This is a genomic window from Neogemmobacter tilapiae (assembly GCF_014652215.1).
GTDB lineage: Bacteria > Pseudomonadota > Alphaproteobacteria > Rhodobacterales > Rhodobacteraceae > Neogemmobacter > Neogemmobacter tilapiae.
In genome coordinates this window covers 166,365-181,628 of the sequence record NZ_BMYJ01000001.1, presented here as the reverse complement: position 1 = coordinate 181,628, position 15,264 = coordinate 166,365, and the positions used below count along the sequence as shown (strand labels likewise).

Sequence of the window (15,264 nt, the reverse complement as noted above, 5' to 3'; positions counted from 1 at the left end):
CGCAGCCTACGCCCGTTCCATCAACCTGCCAAAGCCTGTTTTGTGTCAGCGCCGTCTTGACCTAACCCCGCCCTGACTTAACCCCGCCCTGACCTAGCCCCGCCCCAGCTTGGCCAAGCGCGCCGCCCGCAATTGCGCGAAATCATCGCCCGCGTGATAGCTGGACCGCGTCAGCGGCGTCGCCGAAACCATCAGAAAACCCTTGCCATAGGCCGCCGTCTCATAGGCCTTGAACTCCTCGGGCGTCACGAAACGGTCCACCCGATGGTGTTTCGGCGTGGGTTGCAGGTATTGCCCGATGGTCAGGAAATCGACATCCGCCGCGCGCATGTCATCCATCACCTGCAAAACCCCGGCCCGGTCTTCCCCCAAACCCACCATGATCCCCGATTTGGTGAACATGCCGGGGTCCAGTTCTTTCACCCGCTGCAACAGCCGCAGCGAATGGAAATAGCGCGCACCGGGGCGCACCTCCAGATACAGGCCCGGCACGGTTTCCAGATTGTGGTTGAACACATCCGGCCGCGCCTCAACCACCTTTTCCAGGGCGTCGGGCGTGCATTTCAGGAAATCCGGCGTCAGAATCTCAATCGTCGTGTTCGGACTGCGATGCCGCACCGCGCGGATCGTCTGCGCGAAGTGTTCCGCCCCACCATCGGCCAGATCGTCCCGATCGACCGAGGTGATCACCACATGGTTCAGCGACAACTGCTGCACCGCATGCGCCACGCGCCCCGGTTCAAACGCGTCCAGCGTCTGCGGCTTGCCCGTCGCCACATTGCAAAAGGTGCAACCACGGGTGCAAATCTCGCCCATGATCATCATCGTCGCATGGCCCTGCGACCAGCATTCGCCCACATTCGGGCAACCTGCCTCTTCGCAAACCGTCACCAGTTTTTGCGATTTCAGAATGTCGCGGGTCTGTTTGTAGCCTTCGGAATTGGGGGCTTTGACGCGAATCCAGGACGGCTTTTTCGGCTGTTCGTTGTCCGCCCGATGCGCCTTTTCGGGGTGGCGCTGGTCGGGCAAGGAAAGGTCGCGTGGCGTCATGGCTTTGTCCCTTTGATCCTAGGCACCTTGAACATTTGTTGCGTCCCCGGTCAAGACAAGGCATTGCATGGCTTCCATGCAAAAGGTTTGCATCATGCGGCGGTTTCTGCGGAATTTTCTTGTGGCGCTTCTGGCGCTTGGCGGATTGGGCTTCGGCTTTCTTTGGGCGACGAATGTCACCGCCGAAGATCTGCGCGATCTGAAGCGCGGCGATGTGATTTTCCAGATTTCCGGGTCGGGCCAGTCACTGGCGATCATGCTGGCGAGTGCCAGCCTCTACAGCCATGTGGGCATCGTCGATCTGAACGATGCCGGTCAGCCGGTGGTGTTGGAAGCCGTGGGCCCAGTCCGCGAAACGCCGTTAGAGGATTGGATATCCAAGGGCAAAGCGCGACGCGTGGCGGTTTACCGGATGGAGAAGATGACCGAAGTTCAGGCGCAGTCGGTGGTGACGGCGGCGCGCGCGCATTTCGGCAAGGGTTATGATCCCTACTTTTATTCGTCGGAAGACACGCTTTATTGCAGCGAACTGGTGCAGATCGCCTTTCGGGATGGGATCGGCCTTACCCTTGGCCAATCGCAAAGGCTGGGCGATCTGAACCTCGACAATTTTGCCGCAAGGGCGGTTATCGAGCGGCGCTGGAAAGGCCACCCGCTTTGTGCGGATGGCCGGGCGGGCAATGCAGCGGAATGTCTCGCCCTGATCCGTGACGAAAAGCTGATCACCCCACAGGCGATTGCCGATGATCCGCGCATGGTGCCGGTCTTCAGCAATTTCGCGCCCTAGGGTCGGCTAGAACAGCACGATGTCGTTCGCCAGTTGCGACTTGTCGATGTTGTAGATGACGATCCGCGGGCTGTCGTCGCCATTGCCGCTCAGGTCGATGGCGCAGTCACCGCCGGAACTGCTGACATTCTGCATCAGTTCCGCCTTGGTGGCGAAATAGGTTTTCGAGATATAGATCGTGTCGACATTGTCCTGAAAATCCATGATGTCGTCACGCCCGCCACCGAGGCCAAAGATAAACCGGTCGGCACCAGCCCCGCCGAACAGCTGGTCAATGTTCGGGAAGGACCCGCCATCGCCACCGCCGTTGATCGTGTCGTTGCCTGCCCCGCCTTTCAGGATGTCGTTGCCACCACCGCCGAACAACCGGTCATTGCCGGTGCCCCCCAGCAAGGTGTCGTTGCCGCCAAGCCCGGTCAGCGTGTCATTTCCCCCATTGCCAACCAACCGGTCGGACACCGCCGTGCCAAGCAGCCCATTGCCCGCCCCATCACCAATCCTGACCACCATGATCTGTCCTTTCCTGAAATGGCGACCGACAGGTCGCCCGAATGCGTTCTGAAAAATCGCCGCCTGTTGTCGGCAGCCCGACAATACCACAAAAACTCGGGCATCGCGCCATCATTTGCCGGACCTCATGCCCTTGCCACGGCAATTATCCGATCCACTGCCCATTCCGATCCGCCAAGGTCTCATCATAGCGCCGCAGATGCTGCAATGCGATCCGCAGCACGATCTTGCCCGAACGCGCCGCCCAGCCCAAGCGCTGTTCCGCCGCCTCCAAACCCTCCAGACGGCAACAGCAATGCAACACCACATCCCCCAGTCCCGGCCCCAGAACACGCAGCGCCGCCGCAACCCTTTCCCGCGCTCTGGATGCCAGCCCCCCCTGCGAACCCGCATGAGGCACAGCCGCCCCGTTCACCCAAGCCTCCCACTCCGCCAAAGGCCCCGCCCCACCCATCTGCGCCAATTCAAAGTCCTCGTGCAGCCGTTCGGCCAACTGCACCAGACCCGCCTCCAGAAAGGGTTTCCCGTCCTTGTCCCGCCGCCGAGGCCCCTCATCCTCGCCGCAATCAAAGCCCAACGCCCGCGCAAAACGCCGCACCAGCGACCGTCCTGTCGGTGTCAGAACATAGGTCGCCACCCGCCCCGGCTTTTCGCAAACAATCCATTCCTTCAACGCAAAGGCCTGCGCTGTCGCCCGCTCCACCCGCGCCAAACGTTCCGGCTTTTCCCCCGCCCGCTGCCGGATCACCGCCGCCTTTTCCATATCCGCCGAAATCGCTAGGAATGTGCCTTCCACCAGCAGATGCCGCAACACCCGCCCCGCCTCTTGCCGCAGCACCGCCTCATCCCGCGGTGGTTCGAACCTGTCCATCTTTCCTGTCCCCCGCCCGTTGCTCAGACCCACATGACGCCCCAACAGTCCCAATGCCTCATCCACCAAGGGATCATCCCTCCGGCTTTCATACCGCCGCACCTGCCGAATCACCGTCGATGCATGGCACCCTTCCCGCCGCGCCAAAGCCCGCAGACTTAACCCCTGTTCCGTATGGTCCAGATACAGCCGCGCCGCATTAGGCAGCCAATTTGGCATCCCATGCCCCTCTCCTCGATATGTCTGCATCTCTGACTTCAGCCCCGGCCTGCCTGAATAGCCCTGTTTATCCACAGGATTTGCTGCAACCGTCTGTGACATGGGTTACCCATTGGTTAAGATTTCCACTGCATTTTCGGATAATTGTTGAGAATTCCTAAATGCCGCGGAAATTCACCGTGCGCTGATATCCACAGGACACGCAACGCTGGGTTGCAAGATGGAATGATCCCCGCCGTCTAACAGCGAGGAATGCCATGACCGACCTTCACAAAATCCTGGAAACCCTGCGCCGCCCCGGCCTTTTGATGCGCGCCGCCCGCTTTGGTCTGCCCGACTATCGCCGCGACCGCGACCTGCGCCGCCTGCTTCCCGGCCAAGCCAACACCAGCCCCGAAAAGCTTGTGCCACGCCTGCTGTCCGAGGAGGAAATCTTGGAACAGTCGCGCCAGTCGGGCGACCTGTCCTATTCGATCAGTCGGCATATCGAGGTGCTGATCGCCCTGATCAGCGAGGCGCGACTTTTGCCGCGCCCCGCAAACAGTCTTAAATAAACGCGTCCGGCTCGGCCGCCTTTTTGCGCGCCACATAGTCGGTCAGCGCCTCGGCAATGCCTTCGTCCAGCGCCGGCTGCTGATAGTCCGCCAACTGCTTTTTCACGCGCAGGCTCGCCAGGGCCTGCGTGTCCCGCGCGCCTTCTTCTTCCCATGTTTCATAGGGTTTATAGTCCAGCAGGTCCGACCGCCAGAAGGCCGACTTAAAGTTCGCCTGCGTGTGTTCACAGCCCAGATAATGCCCGCCAGGCCCCACTTCGCGGATCGCATCCATCCCCTGACCATTGGCATCCATATGAATGCCCTGCGCCAGATGATGCAGCGTGCCCAGTTGGTCCGCATCCATCACGAACTTCTCATAGGACGAGACGAGCCCCCCCTCCAGCCAGCCGCAGGAATGCAGCATGAAGTTCACGCCCGACAAAAGCGCCATGTTCAGGCTGTTCGCCGTTTCATAGGCCGCCTGCGCATCCGGCAGTTTCGACCCACAGAAGGCCCCGCCCGAACGGTAAGGCAGCCCCAAACGCCGCGCCAACTGGCCCGCGCCATAGGTGATATGCGCCGCCTCGGGCGTCCCAAAGGTCGGCGCACCCGAGTTCATATCGATGCTGGTCACAAAGGCCCCAAAGATCACCGGCGCACCGGCGCGGATCAGTTGCGAATAAGCCACCCCCGCCAGAACTTCGGCCAGAACCTGCGTCAGCGTCCCCGCCACCGTCACCGGCGCCATCGCGCCACCGACGATAAAGGGCGAAATGATCGCTGCCTGATTCGCCCGCGCATAAACCTCCAACGCGCCCATCATGATGCCGTCAAAGGTGAGGGGGCTGTTGATGTTGATCAGGCTGGTCATCACCGTGTTCTGATCGACGAAATCCGACCCGAACAGGATCTTCGACATTTCCACCGAATCAGCGGCACGTTCCGGGGCAGTCACCGACCCCATATAGGGCTTGTCCGACAGCACCATATGCGCGTGCAGCATATCCAGATGCCGCTTGTTCACCGCCACATCGGTCGGCTCGCAGACCGTGCCGCCGGAATGGTGCAGCCATTTCGACATATAGCCGAGCTTTACGAAGTTGCGGAAATCCTCGATCGTCGCATAGCGCCGCCCGCCCTCCAGATCGCGCACAAAGGGCGGGCCATAGACCGGGGCCAGCACCAGATTGCGCCCGCCGATATCGACATTGCGCGCCGGGTTGCGGGCATGTTGCGTGAAACGGCTGGGCGCGGTGGAGCACAGCTTGCGCGCCAGACCACGGGGAATGCGGACCCTTTCGCCCTGAACATCCGCCCCCGCTGCGCGCCAAAGGTCCAGCGCTGCCGGGTTTTCGACAAAGTTGACGCCGATCTCTTCCAGAACGGTTTCCGCGTTCCATTCGATGATCGACAGGGCTTCGTCGTTCAGAATTTCAAAATTCGGGATGTTGCGTTCAATGAAACGCGCCGTTTCGATGGAAACCGCCGTGCGCTCCGCCCGCCGCGCCGCCCCGCCGCCCCCGCGCGCCCTGCGCCCTGCCACTTCGTTCATGGTGTTCTCCTGACGTTTTGCCCCTGTATGCCGCTTTTGGCCTTAACCCCGCCCGATGTTTGCGGCGCTTGAGGGTGAAAAGCGACATCAGGGGTTCAGGGGCGACATGAGGCGGGGAGTTGAGCAAGCGACAGAAAAATAAAAGCCCTGCAAAAGCAGGGCCTTTATCAAAGCGCAACAGGGTCCCAGTTTTCATCTTGGAGCAACCCCCAAGATCCTGTATCTCTTCGGCTAGGCCTACTTTACCACATGACATGGTGTGTGAGGCGGGCGTTCTCACCTTACGCTTTGCTATAGGTAAATGAGTTACACATTTGAGGGCCGAAAGTCAAGGGTTCGTCTTGGACGACCGCTTCAGATCCTTGTAACCTTCAATATGCCCTTATCACGCTTTTTGTCGAGTTCTGATTGCGTTATCAGATACATAGAGCAAACATGATAGTGGCCATCGTTGGCGTTCAAGACAACCGTGACAGCGACCAACGCGGCGCCAGTGCGTCCAGCGATTTTGCCCACCAACTCAATCTTCCCGGGGTTTCGAAAATCATCCCCCATATACAAAGGATGGCTGATGATATCCGAAAGATGGGGTAGGATGACTGAAACATCATCAGGATGGCGCTTCGCAGCATGGCTCAACGCAGGAGCAGAACATTTCACGTTCCCCGCATCCATCTCGATACCAAGCGTCGCATAAATAGCTTCAACTGGGGCTGCGCCAGGATAGAGATCAATAAATTTGAACTTTCTGACCATCACAGCCTTTCACCAGAACGACGCATTGACTGTGGCCAAAAAGCGACAGCGCTCAATAGCGCGTGTTTCTCTGCCGCTGTCGAAATTCTATCATCTCAGGCGATTGAGCACGACTGAAATCGTGGTCGCCAAAGCCGCTTGCCCCATGGCCAGAACCATCAAACCCGCCCCGAACACCTGCCGCATTGGACCCTCCGATTGAACGATGCCAGATATATTCATACCCACGCCGTTTGCAGCGGTGGTTCGCCAACTCCTAAGCACTGTCACCCGGTTACATCAGCCGCGCCCAACCTCTCGGTAAGAGGGGGGCAGTTTGGCCTGAAAGCTCCACCGCTTCTGCAAATTTTTACATTCAATTTTCACGATATATATTTAACATCAATCTCTTAAAACCCATTTCACGCGTGAAAACCCCCTCGACCCCGCCCGCATCACGGGCCACCCTCCCCCTTGCTTCCCACCCCAATTTTGGCTACGCGAACCCATGACCCAACATGATCGCCTCCTCGTCATCGACTTCGGTTCTCAGGTCACCCAGTTGATCGCCCGCCGCCTGCGGGAACTGAACGTCTATTGTGAAATCCATCCCTTCAACAAAGTGGATGACGCCTTCCTTGCGGCCTTCCAGCCCAAGGCGGTGATCTTCTCCGGCGGCCCCGCCTCGGTTTATACGACCGGTGCCCCGATGCCGCCCAAAGGGGTCTTCGATCTGGGCGTGCCCATCCTCGGCATCTGCTACGGCCAGCAAGTGATGATGCACTGCCTCGGCGGCCATGTCGAAGGCGGCCACGGCACCGCCGAATTCGGCCGCGCTTTCGTGACCCCGACCCCAGACAAACTCCCCCTGCTCGACGGTTGGTTCGCAGCAGGCGACGAACAAGTCTGGATGAGCCACGGCGACCACGTTTCCAAAATCGCCCCGGGTTTCCAGGTCTACGGAACCTCGCCCAACGCCCCCTTTGCCATCACCGCCGACCCGGCCCGGCATTTCTACGCCGTCCAGTTCCACCCCGAGGTCCACCACACCCCCAAGGGTGCGAAGCTGTACGAAAACTTCGTCCGTCTGGCCGGATTCACCGGCGATTGGACAATGGGTGCCTATCGCGAGGAAGCCATTGCCAAGATCCGCGCCCAAGTGGGCAGCGAAAAGGTCGTCTGCGGGCTGTCGGGCGGCGTCGATTCCTCCGTTGCCGCGGTTCTGATCCACGAAGCCATCGGTGACCAACTGACCTGCGTTTTCGTCGATCACGGCCTGCTTCGGCTGGGCGAGGCGGAACAGGTCGTGTCGATGTTCCGCGACACCTACAACATCCCCCTGATCCACGCCGACGAAAGCGCCCTGTTCCTGGGCGCGCTCGAGGGCGTTTCCGACCCCGAAGTGAAACGCAAGACCATTGGCCGGCTGTTCATCCAGGTGTTTGAAAAGCACGCGAAATCCATCGGCGGGGCGAAATTCCTGGCCCAGGGCACGCTTTACCCCGACGTCATCGAAAGCGTCTCTTTCAGCGGCGGGCCTTCGGTCACCATCAAGTCGCACCACAATGTCGGCGGGCTCCCCGAGAAAATGGGCATGAAACTGGTCGAACCGCTGCGCGAGCTGTTCAAGGACGAGGTTCGCGCCCTAGGCCGCGAGCTGGGCCTGCCCGCGTCGTTCATCGGACGCCACCCCTTCCCCGGCCCCGGCCTTGCCATCCGCTGCCCCGGTGAGATCACCACCGAAAAGCTGGACATCCTGCGCCGTGCCGATGCGGTCTATATCGATCAAATCCGTAAACATGGCCTTTACGATGAGATCTGGCAGGCCTTTGCCGCGATCTTGCCGATGAAAACCGTGGGCGTGATGGGCGACGGGCGGACCTATGATTACGCCTTGGCCCTGCGGGCCGTCACATCGGTCGATGGGATGACGGCGGATTACTATCCCTTCACCCACGGCTTCCTTGGCGAAACCGCCACGCGGATCATCAATGAGGTCAAAGGCGTGAACCGCGTCTTCTATGACTGCACCAGCAAACCGCCCGGAACGATTGAACTCGAATGATCCGTCTTCGTGGCCAACTTGTCTGCATGTCCGACGCCGAGGCGCAAGCGGTGCGCACCCATCGGGCGGAGCATATTCGCCTGACGCGGGCTGAAGCCGGTTGCCTGTCGTTTGACATTGACGACACCGACGATCCACTGGTGTTCGAGGTGATGGAAAGTTTCACCGACCGCCCCGCCTTTGACGCCCATCAGGCGCGCACGCGGGACGGCCAATGGTTTCAGGCCACCAAAGGCATCCTGCGGAACTTCCGGTTGGAGGAGGTGGGGGACTGACGTCCCCCTAATGCCCCTGTCCACCCAAGGACCGATGTTCCCAAAGGGCGACCAGCGCCAGAATGGCCGCCGCACAAAGGTTCAGGGTCAGCAGATTGAGCCATGGCCCCACCGCGAAAAGGGCCAATGAAGCCCCCAGTCCCACCCAATGCGACAGCGGAAACCAGCCGCCGGAAATACGCTTGAACCAGCCGTTGCCCAGCAGGAACAGGACCACACCGCCGACCAGAGACAACCCCTCATCATAGGTGCCGTGATGCAAGGGGTGGGCGATGGCCCGTTCGGAACCGACCGCAGAAACGATCACGCCCGCCACGATGGGAATATGGGCGTAGGTAAAGGCCAGCCGCGCCAAACGGCCCGGATCGTCCGAGGTTTCAATCTGATGCGCGCCGCGGTGAAAACCGATGTGGAAATAGACCCACCACATGCCAATCGTTCCGGCCACCGCGCCCAGAAAGGCCAGCATTCCGGGCGCGTCCCATTCCAGCCTGGCAAAGGTGGCCCCCGACACCAGCAGGGTTTCCCCAAGGCAGATGATCACGAACAAGCCGCAGCGTTCGGCGATATGACCGCCCTTCACCGCCCAATTGGTGGAGACATCCCGCCCCAGACCCGGCACCCAAAAGCCGGTGACCGGCCCCAGATATTCGATGATCAATGCAAGGGTCCAAAAGCCCATCCGCAGTTCCGGCTGGGCCAATCCCCCAGCAATCCAGAAGACGCCCGAAAAAGCCAGCCAAAGGCCGATCTTGACGAAGGTTGATTGCAAGAGGGCATCGCCGCGCGTCAGCCACAGCATGAACAGACAGCGCCCAACCTGCATCGTGGCAAAGGCCAGCGCAAAGGCCAGACCGCGGCTGTCAAAGGCATGGGGAATGGCCATCGACATGAACAGGCCCAGCGTCATCAGGCCAAACAGCATAACCCGCACCGGCAGATGGTCAGGGTCCAGCCTATTCAAAACCCAAGTGGTGTAGATCCAGACCCACCAAATCGCCAGAAACAGAATGCCCGTCTGCAAGGCGCCTTTCAGATCATAGTGATACAGCAAAGCATGGCTGACCTGCGTGATGGCAAAGACAAAGACGAGATCGTAGAACAGCTCGGCAAAACCAACGCGGTGGTTTTCTTCGGATCGCAGTGCTTTTGTCTTCATCTTCACCATTCCCCATTTTCATCAGGTTAGGATGGCTGGACATTCCCGCCAAGCCCCCGCATGAAACCGCGATGCAAAGCAATCGTCCCGCAAATCGCCCTCTTGTCGCCGGCCTGTTCATGTTCGGCTCGGTTCTGGCCTTTACCACGATGGCGATTGCCAGCCGTGAGGCGTCGCGGGCGCATGACACCTTTGAAATCATGTTCTGGCGGTCTTTGATCGGCTTTGTGCTGGTTCTGGGTTTCATGATCAGCACAAAGCGGCTGGCCGAGGCAAAGACGCGGCATCCGGGCCAGCATCTGGTGCGCAATCTGTTCCATTTCACCGGGCAGAACCTGTGGCTTTGGGCCCTGACGCTGATCCCGATGGCGCAGGTCTTTGCGATTGAATTCACCTCACCGCTTTGGGTGATGTTGCTGGCGCCTTTGCTGTTTGGTGAAAAGCTGTCCGCCTTGCGGGCCTTGGCGGCGGGCGTGGGCTTTGCGGGAATTCTGGTCGTGGCTCAGCCCGACTTTGGGCATATCGAACCGGGGGTTCTGGCGGCCTTGGGGGCGGCGGTGGGCTTTGCTTCGACGCTGCTGATGACCAAGATGCTGACGCGGGAAGAAACGGTTCTGACGATCATGTTCTGGCTGACCCTGATGCAGACGGGCTTTGGTCTGGTGATGGCTTTGCGGGATGGGCAGTGGGTTCTGCCGGATGCGACAAGCGCGCCTTGGCTGTTGGTGATCGGGCTTTGCGGCGTGCTGGCGCATATGTGCCTGACAACGGCGCTGCGGATGGCCCCGGCGGCGCAGATCATGCCGATTGATTTTCTGCGCCTGCCTTTGGTGACTTTGGCGGGGATTGCCTTTTACAACGAGCCGCTGACCTGGCCCTTGGTGATCGGCGGGGCGATGATCCTTTCGGCGAACTGGCTGAACCTACGGGCCAGCGTTCAGCGGGCGTGATTGTGCCCATCACAAGATCGCGCTTATGCCGGGCCATTTGCCGGGCTAAGGTCGTGTCATGAAACCCGCCCAACAAAGCATGAACCTTTTGGCCTGGAGCCTTTTGCTGCTTTTGGCGGTGATCTGGGGCGGTTCCTATCTGTCGAACCGGATCGCGCTGGATGATGTTCCGGTCTTTACCACCGTCGCCTTTCGCGTCGGCGGGGCGGCTTTGGCGCTTTGGCTGTTCGTGCTGATCCGGGGTCTGCGGCCCCTGCCCCGGTTCGACCAATGGCTGGCCTTGATCGGGATGGGGGTTTTTAACAATGTCATTCCTTTCTCGCTGATCGTTTGGGGCCAGCAACATATTCCAACCGGGCTGGCGGCCATCCTGAACGCGGCGACCGCCTTGATAACGGTGCTGCTGGCGGCGTTGATCTTTGCGGATGAGCGGCTGACCAAGGGCAAAGCCTTGGGCGTGCTGACGGGCTTCGTCGGGGTGATCATCGTCATCGGCCCCGCCGTGCTGCACCAGTTTGATCTGACCGCTTTGGGGCAGTTGGCCATGCTGGGCGCGGCCTTGTTCTATGCGATTTCGGGCTGCTATGCCCGGCTGTTCCTGAAAGGCATGTCGCCTGTGGTGCAGGCGGCGGGCACCTTGGCCGGGGCGGCGCTGGTGATGATCCCCTTGGCACTTTGGGCCGATGGTTGGCCCACGATGGATTACGGGCTGCCGGCTTGGGGCGCTTTGGCCTATCTGGCGCTGGTGTCTTCGGCCTTTGCCTATGTGCTGTTCTACAAGGTTCTGGCTTTGGCGGGCGCGGGCAATCTGGGGCTGGTCACGCTGTTGGTCGGGCCGGTCGCGGCGGCGATGGGGGCCGTGGCCTATGGCGAGACCCTGCCCCTACGCGCCTGGGCAGGGTTTGCGGTGATCACCTTGGGGCTGATCCTGATTGACGGGCGCTTGGCACGGCGCTTTGGGCGATCAGGATAGGCTTTTCAGACCCTTGACGTGAAAGCCCGCCCCCTCAACCCGCTGGATTTCCAAGGTCTTCACATCGACCTGACAGGGGTGCATCAGAAAACCCGGATCCTTGGCAATCAGATAGGGTCGTTTGCCCAAGGATTTCACACCGGCCGATTTTGCATGATCAACGGCTTGTTCCAGCAAAGCCTCATCGCTCAGCCCCTCAACCCCTTCAAAGACAGTTGCGGTGTACATATGCAGGATCTGCCCGCTTTTCGGGTGGTAATGCAGCACAACGCGGGTTTCGCGGATGGCATAGGAACCGCTGTTCTGGATGGAAGAAATGGACATAGCGCCCTCCTAATAGTGAAAAACGGTCAGCGTCACCGTGGCCTGACCCTTGCTGATGACATTGACCCATTCGATGCTGATGCAGCGGTCCTGCACGAAATTCAGCTGCGCGTTGATGTCCCAAAAGGCGGGCAGCACGACCGTCTGCACATTGCCCCCAACGTCCAGATAGCGGACGCGGCTGATGCAGGCCAAGGCGCGGACATCGTCGTCATAGGCCATGATGCTGGAAATGCTGACATTGGCGTGAATCAGATGCGGCGGAAAATCCAGCCTGTTGGTGATGATGCTGGCATAGTCGCCGGGATTTCGCATCGTATAGGGCTGTGTGGTAATTCCCATGACGGGCATGGCTCTCTCCAATGAAAAGGTGCTTAAAACAAGCAAAGGTTGCGCCCTACCCCATGGGAAAGCAAGAAAAATGCGATGGGGCCAAGCCTTTCCACCGTGCAGACTATGGACTATCACGGGGCCAGGCAGGAATGGGGCGGCGGATGATCTATCAATCGGGTCGGGAATGGGCAGAGGCCCAGCAAAAGCGCGTGCTGCTGTTTGGCATGTCGGGGCTTGGCAAGACCCATCTGTCAAACCTGCTGCGCGGTGCGGGCGGCTGGTTTCATTACTCGGTCGATTACCGCATTGGCACGCGTTACATGGGCGAGCTGATCGCCGACAATTTCAAGCGCGAGGCGATGAAGGTTCCGCTGCTGCGGGAATTGCTGATGACGGACAGCGTCTATATCGCGTCGAACATCACTTTCGACAATCTCGCGCCCCTGTCCACCTATCTGGGCAAGCCCGGCGATCCGGCCAAGGGTGGTTTGCCCTTTGCCGAATATCAGCGCCGTCAGGATCAGCACCATCAGGCTGAAGTCGCCTCACTTTTGGACACCGTGCCTTTCGTCGCGCGTTCGCAGGATCTGTATGGCTATCAGAATTTCGTTTGCGATTCCGGCGGGTCGATCTGCGAGGTGGTCGATCCGGCGAACCCCGATGATCCGGTTTTGAAGGCCCTGTCCGACAATCTGCTGATGGTCTGGATCAAAGGTTCCGACGCCCATACCGATGAATTGATCCGCCGTTTCGTGCGCGCCCCGAAACCCATGTATTACCGCCCTGATTTTCTGCTGGCCCAGTGGCAAGCCTATCTGGCCGAAAAGGGCGTGGCCGAAACGCAGGTGGACCCCGATGATTTCATGCGCTGGACCTATGCCAAGGCTTTGGCCCACCGTCAGCCTCTGTATCAGGCGATGGCCGACAATTGGGGCCTGACCGTCACCGCCGAACAGGTGGCACAGGTGCGCGACATTGCGGCCTTTAACGCGATGATTGCCGCGGCGCTTGATCAGCGCGCAGCGCGCGTTTAGATACGATCTTCCAACCAGAAAAGGTCTGACAATGCCCATCACCCTGCCCGAAAACCTTCCCGCCTTTGACGTTCTGCGGAACGAGGGCGTGATGGTCATGTCGCCGGAAAGGGCGGCACGGCAGGACATTCGGCCTTTGAAGATTGCTTTGCTGAATCTGATGCCCAAAAAGATTCAGACGGAAAATCAGTTTGCCCGGCTGATCGGTGCAACGCCCCTTCAGATCGACCTGCATCTGATCCGCATGTCGGAACATCAGACGAAAAACACCGCTGCCGAACATATGGCCGAATTTTATCGCCCCTTCCAAGAGGTGCGCGACGAGAAATTCGATGGTCTGATCATCACCGGCGCGCCCATTGAACACTTGCCGTTTGAGGACGTCACCTATTGGGACGAGTTGCGTCAGGTGATGGACTGGACGCAGACCAATGTGCAATCGACCTTTGGCATCTGCTGGGGCGGTATGGCCTTGGCCTGGCATTTCCACGGCGTGCGCAAGCATCTGCTGGACCACAAGGCCTTTGGCTGTTTCCGCCACCGCAATCTGGCCCCGACCAGCCCGCTTTTGCGGGGTTTTTCGGATGATTTCGTGATGCCGGTCAGCCGCTGGACGGAAATGCGGCAAGAAGACATCGACAAGGCGGGGCTGACCACCTTGGTCACATCCGACCAGTCCGGCCCCTGTCTGGTCAACGACCCGGACCATCGGGCTTTGTATTTGATCAACCATCTGGAATATGACAGCGACACGCTGAAGCAGGAATATGATCGGGACATCGCCAATGGCACGCCGATCAACGTGCCGCAGAACTATTATCCCGATGACAATCCCGCGATGCCGCCCCTGAACCGGTGGAGAAGTCACGCGCATCTTCTATATGGCAACTGGATCAACGAGATTTACCAGTCGACGCCCTATGACATCACGCAGATCGGTGCTTAGTTTCGGCCTTGCCGCTGCCGCCCTTGGCGGTGGCTTTTGGGTGGACAGACGCGCCAGCGCCATGGAACAGGCGGCCGAGGCCGCCTTTCCGCCGACAGGCAGCTTGATCAGGGTCGATGGTTTCACGGTTCATGCGCATCAGGAAGGCACGGGGCCAGACCTCGTGCTGATCCATGGTGCCAGTGCGAACACCCGCGACTATACCTTTGATATGGTGGGGAAACTGGCCGACCGCTATCGCGTGACCGTCTTTGATCGCCCCGGTCTGGGCTGGTCAGAAGACATCGGCGAGGCGGCCCTTTCGCCGCAGGGTCAAGCGGCGCATCTGATCAAGGCGGCACGGCAATTGGGCCTGCAAAATCCGCTGCTTATGGCGCAAAGCTATGGGGCATCTGTCGCCCTTGCTTGGGCCTTGCAGGACAGCGCTGCGGGTCTGGTTCTGGTATCCGGCGCGATGATGCCTTGGGAAGGCCGCGCCTTGGGTGCCTTTTACGAGGTCGCCCAAACCGGGCTGGGCGGCGTGACCGCCGTCCCCCTGATCGCCGCCTTTCCGCCCTATGGCTATGCCCGCCAAGCGGTTGAAAGCGTCGCCGCCCCGGAATCCGCCCCCCAAGGCTATGCCGATTACATCGGCCTGCCCCTCATCCTGCGCCGCAATTCGATCCGCGTGAACGCGCGGCAAGTCGGTCGTCTGAAATCGCATATCTTTGAAATGTTGCCCGATTATCCCCGCCTGACCCTGCCCGTCGAAATTCTGCATGGCACCGCCGACCAGGTCACCTTTGCCAGCGTTCATTCCGAACCCCTGCACCGCCTGCTGCCGCAATCGCGCCTGACCCTGCTGGAAGGCGCGGGCCATATGGCGCATCACACCCGGCAGGCCGAAGTGATTGCCGCCATCGACCGCTTGGTCAAGTGATTGCGCCCGCGCGAACAATCGCCATA

At 59.9% G+C, this 15,264-nt stretch carries 17 protein-coding genes; 9 read left to right on the top strand and 8 right to left on the bottom strand.

Annotated features, from left to right (window positions below; all coding sequences use genetic code 11):
• Nucleotides 1-93: 93 nt before the first annotated feature.
• Complete coding sequence (lipA, locus tag IE095_RS00975) at nucleotides 94-1,050, bottom strand: lipoyl synthase (protein WP_189409566.1); 957 nt, start codon at nucleotides 1,048-1,050, stop codon at nucleotides 94-96.
• 94 nt (nucleotides 1,051-1,144) lie between these two features.
• On the opposite strand from lipA, the gene IE095_RS00970 reads away from it, so the two are divergent.
• Nucleotides 1,145-1,837 carry a YiiX/YebB-like N1pC/P60 family cysteine hydrolase gene (locus IE095_RS00970; RefSeq protein WP_189409565.1) on the top strand — a complete coding sequence of 231 codons (693 nt, stop codon included), beginning with the start codon at nucleotides 1,145-1,147 and terminating at the stop codon, nucleotides 1,835-1,837.
• Nucleotides 1,838-1,843: 6 nt separating this feature from the next.
• On the opposite strand, the gene IE095_RS18515 is transcribed toward IE095_RS00970, so the two are convergent.
• Nucleotides 1,844-2,347 carry a calcium-binding protein gene (locus IE095_RS18515; RefSeq protein ID WP_189409564.1) on the bottom strand — a complete coding sequence of 168 codons (504 nt, stop codon included), beginning with the start codon at nucleotides 2,345-2,347 and terminating at the stop codon, nucleotides 1,844-1,846.
• A 145-nt stretch (nucleotides 2,348-2,492) separates the two neighbouring features.
• On the bottom strand, nucleotides 2,493-3,437 hold the full coding sequence (locus IE095_RS00960) for a DUF6456 domain-containing protein (protein WP_229804390.1): 945 nt from the start codon (nucleotides 3,435-3,437) through the stop codon (nucleotides 2,493-2,495).
• Nucleotides 3,438-3,694: 257 nt separating this feature from the next.
• Between IE095_RS00960 and IE095_RS00955 the strand changes: the two genes are divergently transcribed.
• Nucleotides 3,695-3,991, top strand: a complete 297-nt coding sequence (locus tag IE095_RS00955; protein WP_189409562.1) for a DUF6477 family protein — start codon at nucleotides 3,695-3,697, stop codon at nucleotides 3,989-3,991.
• Here IE095_RS00955 and IE095_RS00950 read toward each other — a convergent pair.
• Nucleotides 3,984-5,525: a trimethylamine methyltransferase family protein gene (locus tag IE095_RS00950; RefSeq protein WP_189409561.1), complete on the bottom strand. Its 1,542-nt coding sequence runs from the start codon at nucleotides 5,523-5,525 to the stop codon at nucleotides 3,984-3,986. The two genes, IE095_RS00955 and IE095_RS00950, sit on opposite strands and share 8 nt — an antisense overlap.
• A 354-nt stretch (nucleotides 5,526-5,879) precedes the next feature.
• Entirely contained in the window at nucleotides 5,880-6,281 is a 402-nt protein-coding gene (locus tag IE095_RS00945) for a PBECR3 domain-containing polyvalent protein (protein WP_229804389.1), read from the bottom strand.
• A gap of 487 nt (nucleotides 6,282-6,768) precedes the next feature.
• Here IE095_RS00945 and guaA point away from each other — a divergent pair, with 487 nt between their 5' ends.
• Nucleotides 6,769-8,325 (top strand): glutamine-hydrolyzing GMP synthase, encoded by a 1,557-nt coding sequence (gene guaA, locus IE095_RS00940; protein ID WP_189409558.1) that lies wholly within the window; start codon nucleotides 6,769-6,771, stop codon nucleotides 8,323-8,325.
• Nucleotides 8,322-8,600 carry a putative quinol monooxygenase gene (locus tag IE095_RS00935; protein ID WP_189409557.1) on the top strand — a complete coding sequence of 93 codons (279 nt, stop codon included), beginning with the start codon at nucleotides 8,322-8,324 and terminating at the stop codon, nucleotides 8,598-8,600. Before guaA ends, IE095_RS00935 begins: the two co-directional genes overlap by 4 nt.
• A gap of 7 nt (nucleotides 8,601-8,607) precedes the next feature.
• On the opposite strand, the gene IE095_RS00930 is transcribed toward IE095_RS00935, so the two are convergent.
• A complete protein-coding gene (locus tag IE095_RS00930; protein ID WP_229804388.1) occupies nucleotides 8,608-9,759 on the bottom strand; it encodes a low temperature requirement protein A in 1,152 nt (383 codons plus the stop codon).
• Between the two features lie 71 nt (nucleotides 9,760-9,830).
• Here IE095_RS00930 and IE095_RS00925 point away from each other — a divergent pair, with 71 nt between their 5' ends.
• Together IE095_RS00925 and IE095_RS00920 are read left to right on the top strand one after the other, a co-directional pair.
• Complete coding sequence (locus IE095_RS00925) at nucleotides 9,831-10,709, top strand: DMT family transporter (RefSeq protein ID WP_189409553.1); 879 nt, start codon at nucleotides 9,831-9,833, stop codon at nucleotides 10,707-10,709.
• Nucleotides 10,710-10,767: 58 nt separating this feature from the next.
• Nucleotides 10,768-11,682 carry a DMT family transporter gene (locus IE095_RS00920; RefSeq protein WP_229804386.1) on the top strand — a complete coding sequence of 305 codons (915 nt, stop codon included), beginning with the start codon at nucleotides 10,768-10,770 and terminating at the stop codon, nucleotides 11,680-11,682.
• Here IE095_RS00920 and IE095_RS00915 read toward each other — a convergent pair.
• Both IE095_RS00915 and IE095_RS00910 read right to left on the bottom strand, forming a co-directional pair.
• On the bottom strand, nucleotides 11,674-12,006 hold the full coding sequence (locus IE095_RS00915; protein ID WP_189409551.1) for a hypothetical protein: 333 nt from the start codon (nucleotides 12,004-12,006) through the stop codon (nucleotides 11,674-11,676). The genes IE095_RS00920 and IE095_RS00915 overlap by 9 nt on opposite strands.
• 9 nt (nucleotides 12,007-12,015) lie before the next feature.
• Entirely contained in the window at nucleotides 12,016-12,348 is a 333-nt protein-coding gene (locus IE095_RS00910) for a hypothetical protein (RefSeq protein WP_229804384.1), read from the bottom strand.
• 152 nt (nucleotides 12,349-12,500) lie between these two features.
• Here IE095_RS00910 and IE095_RS00905 point away from each other — a divergent pair, with 152 nt between their 5' ends.
• The 3 genes from IE095_RS00905 to IE095_RS00895 are packed head-to-tail and all read left to right on the top strand — an operon-like array spanning nucleotide 12,501 to nucleotide 15,238.
• Nucleotides 12,501-13,373 carry an ATPase gene (locus IE095_RS00905; RefSeq protein ID WP_189409548.1) on the top strand — a complete coding sequence of 291 codons (873 nt, stop codon included), beginning with the start codon at nucleotides 12,501-12,503 and terminating at the stop codon, nucleotides 13,371-13,373.
• 31 nt (nucleotides 13,374-13,404) lie between these two features.
• Nucleotides 13,405-14,319, top strand: a complete 915-nt coding sequence (gene metA / locus IE095_RS00900; RefSeq protein ID WP_189409547.1) for a homoserine O-acetyltransferase MetA — start codon at nucleotides 13,405-13,407, stop codon at nucleotides 14,317-14,319.
• Nucleotides 14,294-15,238, top strand: coding sequence for an alpha/beta fold hydrolase (locus IE095_RS00895; RefSeq protein WP_189409546.1), 945 nt, complete (start codon nucleotides 14,294-14,296; stop codon nucleotides 15,236-15,238). The genes metA and IE095_RS00895 overlap by 26 nt, the downstream gene beginning before the upstream one ends.
• The last annotated feature ends 26 nt before the right edge of the window (nucleotides 15,239-15,264 follow it).

Excerpts from the sequence above, each read along its gene's own strand:
- IE095_RS00950 (WP_189409561.1), bottom strand. The coding sequence starts at position 5,525 with ATGAACGAAGTGGCAGGGCGCAGGGCGCGCGGGGGCGGCGGGGCGGCG.
- guaA (WP_189409558.1), top strand. The coding sequence starts at position 6,769 with ATGACCCAACATGATCGCCTCCTCGTCATCGACTTCGGTTCTCAGGTC.
- IE095_RS00905 (WP_189409548.1), top strand. The coding sequence starts at position 12,501 with ATGATCTATCAATCGGGTCGGGAATGGGCAGAGGCCCAGCAAAAGCGC.
- IE095_RS18515 (WP_189409564.1), bottom strand. The coding sequence starts at position 2,347 with ATGGTGGTCAGGATTGGTGATGGGGCGGGCAATGGGCTGCTTGGCACG.
- IE095_RS00970 (WP_189409565.1), top strand. The coding sequence starts at position 1,145 with ATGCGGCGGTTTCTGCGGAATTTTCTTGTGGCGCTTCTGGCGCTTGGC.
- metA (WP_189409547.1), top strand. The coding sequence starts at position 13,405 with ATGCCCATCACCCTGCCCGAAAACCTTCCCGCCTTTGACGTTCTGCGG.
- IE095_RS00945 (WP_229804389.1), bottom strand. The coding sequence starts at position 6,281 with ATGGTCAGAAAGTTCAAATTTATTGATCTCTATCCTGGCGCAGCCCCA.
- IE095_RS00915 (WP_189409551.1), bottom strand. The coding sequence starts at position 12,006 with ATGTCCATTTCTTCCATCCAGAACAGCGGTTCCTATGCCATCCGCGAA.
- IE095_RS00935 (WP_189409557.1), top strand. The coding sequence starts at position 8,322 with ATGATCCGTCTTCGTGGCCAACTTGTCTGCATGTCCGACGCCGAGGCG.
- IE095_RS00895 (WP_189409546.1), top strand. The coding sequence starts at position 14,294 with ATGACATCACGCAGATCGGTGCTTAGTTTCGGCCTTGCCGCTGCCGCC.
- IE095_RS00930 (WP_229804388.1), bottom strand. The coding sequence starts at position 9,759 with ATGAAGACAAAAGCACTGCGATCCGAAGAAAACCACCGCGTTGGTTTT.
- IE095_RS00960 (WP_229804390.1), bottom strand. The coding sequence starts at position 3,437 with ATGCCAAATTGGCTGCCTAATGCGGCGCGGCTGTATCTGGACCATACG.
- IE095_RS00910 (WP_229804384.1), bottom strand. The coding sequence starts at position 12,348 with ATGGGAATTACCACACAGCCCTATACGATGCGAAATCCCGGCGACTAT.
- IE095_RS00955 (WP_189409562.1), top strand. The coding sequence starts at position 3,695 with ATGACCGACCTTCACAAAATCCTGGAAACCCTGCGCCGCCCCGGCCTT.
- IE095_RS00925 (WP_189409553.1), top strand. The coding sequence starts at position 9,831 with ATGCAAAGCAATCGTCCCGCAAATCGCCCTCTTGTCGCCGGCCTGTTC.
- lipA (WP_189409566.1), bottom strand. The coding sequence starts at position 1,050 with ATGACGCCACGCGACCTTTCCTTGCCCGACCAGCGCCACCCCGAAAAG.
- IE095_RS00920 (WP_229804386.1), top strand. The coding sequence starts at position 10,768 with ATGAAACCCGCCCAACAAAGCATGAACCTTTTGGCCTGGAGCCTTTTG.